We start from the raw sequence: 4,801 nt of genomic DNA on the forward strand, positions 1-4,801 counted from the left end.
CTTAGTAGCCTGTATCCCTCCCAGATCGGGCAACCAATTATCCATAAATATTAAATCAGGCATATATGCGGCAACCTGTTCTTCTATGTTATTGGCATTTTCAGATGTTTTTATCTCATACCCGGCATCTTCCAAAATAAATGTACAGAGATCAAGGATATCCCTATTATCATCAAAAACAAATATTTTTTTTGTAACTATCATATTAACCTCCGAAAAGCAATTAACCATTTAACTTATTTATATAATCAGCCATATCGTGGCTATCCAATATCACATGCGGCTCAACATTCAACACTGCCTGTTGCGGCATATACGGCATTATGGCCGTATTTGGATTCTGTATAACCACTCTACCTCCAAAATTGTTTACACTTTTTAACCCCTCTACTCCATCTGCATTAGACCCTGAAAGTAGAATACAGACTAGTTTTTCTCTAAAAACCTCGGCTGCTGATTGAAAGGTAACATCAATTGATGGTCGGGAATAATTTACTTTTTCCGAATAATCTAAAGATATACTTTGGTCTTCCTCTATCAGCATATGATAATCTGCAGGCGCAATAAAAACTTTGCCCGGGCTTAAAAACTCTTTTTCTTCTGCTTCATCAACCGCCAGTATAGTGCGCGATTTTAACAAATCGGTTAAAAGAGATTCGTTGCTTGCCTTACGGTGAACCACCAATACAATGGGAAAACCAATATCTTTCCTTAGGGCTGGAAAAATTTCGAGCAACACATCTAAACTACCGGCAGAGCCGCCGATAATTAATGCTCCACAAGGCGCAGAATCTACAGTTTCCGCCATATTTTTTCCATTTTAACCCTTTTGTATTCTTTGGCTTTTGGCCAAAACTCCAAACTTTCTTTACTTCCTAAAGCAAGGTATCCTAATTTCTCGATGCTACCATCAAAAAGGTTAAATACTTTATGCTGCAAGTCTTTATCAAAATAAATTAATACGTTTCTACATAAAATTAGCTGAAACTCATTAAAAGAATGATCGGAAACCAAATTATGCGTAGAAAAGATCATCTTACTATTTAAGCTTTCATCAAATTTTGCCAAAGAGTAGTTCGCCGTGTAATAAGCAGAAAAATCTTTTAGGCCACCCGATTGCAGGTAATTTTCTGAATACTGCTTTAAATAATTTAAGGGAAACATTCCTTTTTTTGCCTTATCTAAAACCGATGGATTAATATCAGTAGCATAAATAAGCGATTTATTAAGCAGGTTAAGTTCTTTTAAAACAATGGCAAGCGAATAAGCCTCTTCTCCGGTAGAACARCCTGCCACCCAAATGCGGATAAATGGATAGGTACCCAGCACAGGAAGGACATCGTTCCGCAAAGATTTATAAAAAGAAGGATCGCGGAACATTTCGGTAACATTAACCGTAATTTCCTCTAAAAAACGCTTAAAATATTGCTTATCTGTTTTAACCGTGTAACGAAATTCGGCGAAACTCACAAAATTATCCAGTCCGTAAAGACGTATAATTCTCCTTTTTATTGATGCATGAGAATATTCCAGAAAATCATACCCATGGCTTTCCAAAACATCATTTAACAGGATTTCTACCTGTTCATTATCTATCGCATCACCTATCACCTGTTATTTTGTAAAATTTTCGATTTGCATTAATAACTCGTCAACATTTATCGGTTTTGAAACATAACCCGATGCTCCAGCGCTTAAGCAACGTTCCTTATCGCCAACCATGGCTTGGGCAGTTACCGCTAACACAGGGATATTCTGCATTTTAGCTGATTTTTTCATCGCGGCAATAGCTTGATAGCCGTCCATATCCGGCATCATCATATCCATTAAAACGATGGCAACATTGTCATGTTTCTCCATAACAGAAAACCCTTCCCGGGCACTTATAGCAGATAAACAATCGAAACCTTTGGCCTTTAAAACAGCTTTTAAAGCAAAAATGTTTCGGTTATCATCATCAATTATGAGAATTAATTTTTGAGGCATAAAAATAAAAAATGGTTTATGATTTATGATGATTTTCGTATAACCAAACCCTTAATAACGATATCAGCTGATCCATATCTACTGGTTTGCTGATATAATCGGATGCACCTGCGGCAATGCACTTTTCGCGATCGCCCATCATGGCTTTTGCCGTAACGGCCAAAATAGGCAGGTTCCGGTATTTGATATCCTGCCTGATGGCTGTCGTAGTTTCGTAACCATCTAGTTCTGGCATCATCATATCCATTAAAACAACATCAATTTCTGGGTTTTCATTTAATAGCTTGAGGGCTTCCTTACCATCGGTTGCTGCGACCACTTTCATCTGGTGCTGCTCTAACATTTTTGTTAAGGAGAAGATATTACGCACATCATCATCCGCTACCAGAACCGTTTTACCAACCAATACATCCTGTAATTCGGAAAACTTTTTAGGTGTTTTGCTTTTTTCCTTGCTTTTTTCTTCTACCAGATGAAGGAACAAACCTGCTTCATCCAAAATACGTTGATAAGAATGTGCCGTTTTTACAACGATAGAATCAGCATATTGTTTGATGCGGTTTTCTTCGCCCTTTGAAAGGTTTTTACCGGTGAAAATGATGATCGGTAAATTCTCTAAACCGGGTGTTTTCTTTACCACTTCAAGGGTTTCGTAAGCGTGTTTATCAGGAATACCCATATCCAAAATCACGCAGTTAACCTCCGGCTTATGCAGGGCAGAAACACCTTCGTTTACCTGGTTAACAATTTCTGTCTGGATATTAAAATTGCTTAAAAAATAACTTAATGCCTTGGCATGCTGTTCATTTTCTTCTACAATAAGTACCTTTTTAGGGTGACGGCTTAAGGCATGCTCTAGTTTTGAAAATATCTCTTGCATGTGCTCAAAAGCAAAAGGTTTATTTATAAAATCTACTGCACCTTTTAACAAACTTTCTTTCTTAACCTGTAAAGAAGACATGATGTGCACTGGAATTGGACGTGTTGAAGGATCCGATTTCAGCTCTTCCATTACCTGCCAACCATCTTTAACAGGCAATTGGATATCGAGTAAAATGGCAAGTGGTTTAAAGGTTTTCGCCATTTCAATACCGGCATCGCCACGAACGGCAACCAAACCTTTATAATTTCTTTTTCGGGTAAAATCTAAAAGTGTTTTGGCAAAAGGGGTATCGTCTTCAACAATTAAGATCACCTTATCATCAGGCTGAATATTATCTCGGTCATCTTCAATCTCTTGCGGAATATTTTCAACCGTTAAGTGGCTCACTTTTTTTACCGGAGCCTCTAAAGCGATTACAGGCTTCTCTACATGAGGTACAGCGCCATCAAAACCTTTATTTCTATCAATGGGCAAGGTAAGTGTAAAAATACTTCCTTCGCCCTCTGTGCTTTTTAAATCTATATATCCGCCCAATAGTTTTGCCAGCTCTCTGCTAATTGAGAGTCCAAGGCCTGTGCCACCAAATTTGCGCCGTGTAGAGCCATCGGCCTGTTGAAAGGCTTCGAATACCATGCCTTGCTTTTCGGGTGCAATACCTACGCCTGTATCGGTAACTTTGAATACCAGCGCGCCTAACTTTTCATTTTTAGTAATATTTAGATTTATCGTACCTACGGTAGTAAATTTAATAGCATTTGATAGCAGGTTTTTAATAATCTGCTCTAAGCGCATTTTATCGGTATGAAAAAACTCAGGAACTTCTGCCGATTTTTCGATAACAAAGTTTAAGTTTTTATCTTTAGCCAAAGGATTAAACAGCGAACGCATGTTAAGGATAATCTCATCAACCTTAATATTTGCCCGATCGAGTTCCATTTTGCCCGCTTCAATTTTAGAAAGATCTAAAATTTCGTCTATTAAACTTAAAAGACCCTGACCTGAACTTTGGATAACTTCTGCATATTCCTGATGCTCGCGATCCATAGCCTCATTYTCAGCCATTAATCTCGATAATAACAATATCGAATTAAGTGGTGTTCTTAACTCGTGCGACATATTGGCCAAAAACTCTGATTTGTACCTCGTACTCAGTTCTAAAGCTTCTGCTTTTTGCTGAATTTCTATATTACGTTCTTCAATCAGTTCATTTTTTTCTTCCAATAGGCTGCTTCTTTCTTCCAGCTCCTGGTTGCTTTGCAACAATTCTTCTTGCTGTACACGTAATTCTTCTTCGCTGGCCTGAAGTTTTTGTGCCTGTGCTTCCAGCTCTGCATTTAAGCCTTCTAACTCATTGTGCTGAACCTGCAATTCTTCTGATTGTGCCTGCGTTTCTTCTAATAACTGCTGAAGCTTTTGTCTGTTCTGTGCGCCCAACAGTGCGGTACCCACATCAGATAAAACCAAGTTTAAAAAGTGTAACTGCAGGTCGCTGTATTTACCGATAGTGCCTAATTCTAAACCGCCTATTGAAATCTCATTTCTAATAATTGGAAGCACGATTAACTGGGCTGGTTTAATATTCCCAGTAGCATGTGTAATGGTTAATTCGCTCTGTGGAACATCATCCAATAATATTGGCTTACCTGTTTTAACCGCCTGGCCAATTAAGCCTTGGCCAAGTTCTAAGGTTTGGGTTAGATTTTGTCCTTGCAAAGCATATTGCCCTTTTAAATGCAGATATCCATCATCTTTAAATAAATAAAGTGCACCAATCTGGCTTTTGGTATAATTGGCCAAAAACTCAATAATATCTTCTGCTAAATGGAAAACATCTTTTTCGCCAACCATTTTTACATTTAAGTTAGCTACGCCGGTTTGCAACCATTCATTCTCCTCTAAAGTATCGAAAGATTTTTTCAATGATGATGACAT

The 4,801-nt window shown here is 38.0% G+C and carries 5 protein-coding genes; all 5 read right to left on the minus strand.

The genetic code is table 11. The features are described from left to right. A partial coding sequence (locus tag AC1DND_RS19750; RefSeq protein ID WP_477584225.1) for a response regulator occupies positions 1-204 on the minus strand: 204 nt, incomplete at its 3' end. 19 nt (positions 205-223) lie between these two features. Continuing rightward, the gene (locus tag AC1DND_RS19755) at positions 224-808 is read right to left on the minus strand and encodes a chemotaxis protein CheB (protein WP_477584227.1); all 585 of its coding nucleotides are present in this window, start codon (positions 806-808) and stop codon (positions 224-226) included. After that, on the minus strand, positions 793-1,611 hold the full coding sequence (locus tag AC1DND_RS19760) for a CheR family methyltransferase (RefSeq protein ID WP_477584229.1): 819 nt from the start codon (positions 1,609-1,611) through the stop codon (positions 793-795). The genes AC1DND_RS19755 and AC1DND_RS19760 overlap by 16 nt, the downstream gene beginning before the upstream one ends. Positions 1,612-1,614: 3 nt before the next feature. Then, positions 1,615-1,986 carry a response regulator gene (locus tag AC1DND_RS19765; RefSeq protein ID WP_477584231.1) on the minus strand — a complete coding sequence of 124 codons (372 nt, stop codon included), beginning with the start codon at positions 1,984-1,986 and terminating at the stop codon, positions 1,615-1,617. Positions 1,987-2,002: 16 nt separating this feature from the next. Then, on the minus strand, positions 2,003-4,801 hold a 2,799-nt coding region (locus AC1DND_RS19770; RefSeq protein WP_477584233.1), incomplete at its 5' end, for a hybrid sensor histidine kinase/response regulator.

The organism is Pedobacter sp. 01N416, from assembly GCF_056399685.1.

Coding starts and splice junctions, on each gene's coding strand:
- AC1DND_RS19755 (WP_477584227.1), bottom strand. CDS start 808: ATGGCGGAAACTGTAGATTCTGCGCCTTGTGGAGCATTAATTATCGGC.
- AC1DND_RS19765 (WP_477584231.1), bottom strand. CDS start 1,986: ATGCCTCAAAAATTAATTCTCATAATTGATGATGATAACCGAAACATT.